The sequence below is a fragment of the Pararhodobacter sp. SW119 genome, from assembly GCF_017811755.1.
Lineage (GTDB): Bacteria > Pseudomonadota > Alphaproteobacteria > Rhodobacterales > Rhodobacteraceae > Pararhodobacter.
In genome coordinates this window covers 1-900 of sequence record NZ_JADDJF010000163.1, presented here as the reverse complement: position 1 = coordinate 900, position 900 = coordinate 1, and the positions used below count along the sequence as shown (strand labels likewise).

Below are 900 nucleotides of genomic sequence, written 5' to 3'. Positions count from 1 at the left end.
GAGGGGAAAATCCGCTTCACTTCGAACATCCTGCCGCGGTGGGCGCGGCGGTCGAAGAGCCTCGATGCCTTGCTGCCGGTGCTTTACCTGCGCGGTGTCTCGACCGGGGATTTCCAGGAGGCGCTGGCGGCGCTTCTTGGAGCGGACGCGCCGAACTTGTCGCCGGGCGTGATCTCGCGGCTCACGGCGGGCTGGCAGGAAGACTATGACCGCTGGCAGCGCCGCGATCTCAGCGCGCGTCGCTACGTCTACATTTGGGCGGACGGGGTCTATCTACAGGCCCGGATGGAGCCGAGCGCCGAGTGTATGCTGGTGATCATCGGCGCGACGCCTGAAGGCCGAAAGGAACTGCTCGGCTTCCAGGTCGGGGTGCGCGAGAGTGCGCAAAACTGGCGCGAATTGCTGGTCGGCCTCAAGGCCCGCGGGCTCGCGGTCGCGCCGGAATTGGCCGTGGGCGACGGCGCCCTCGGCTTCTGGAAGGCAATGGACGAGGTCTTCCCCGGCACCCGTCACCAGCGCTGCTGGTTCCATAAGATGTCAAACGTCCTGAACCACTTCCCCAAATCCATGCAGCCCACCGTCACCGTCGATCTGCGCGAGGTCTCCCACGCCGAGACCCGCGCCGCAGCGCTCGCAGCCATTGAGACCTTCAAGGCGAAATACGCCGCCAAATATGAGCGCGCCGCGGCCTGCCTGACGAAGGACACCGAGGCCCTGCTGTCGTTCTACGACTTCCCGGCCGAGCACTGGGACCACCTGCGGACCTCGAACCCGGTCGAGAGCGTCTTCGCAACCGTCCGTCACCGCACCGTGCGCACCAAGGGCGCCCTATCGCAGAAGACCGCGAAGCTCATGGTCTTCACCCTGCTCAGCGCCGCGTCGAAGAAATGGCGGAAGCTC

1 protein-coding gene is annotated in these 900 nt (G+C 66.0%); it reads left to right on the top strand.

All coding sequences use genetic code 11. The annotated features are described in order from the left end of the window. Positions 1-900 (top strand): IS256 family transposase (locus IM708_RS21050; RefSeq protein ID WP_209428503.1); only part of this gene is annotated, 900 nt, incomplete at both ends.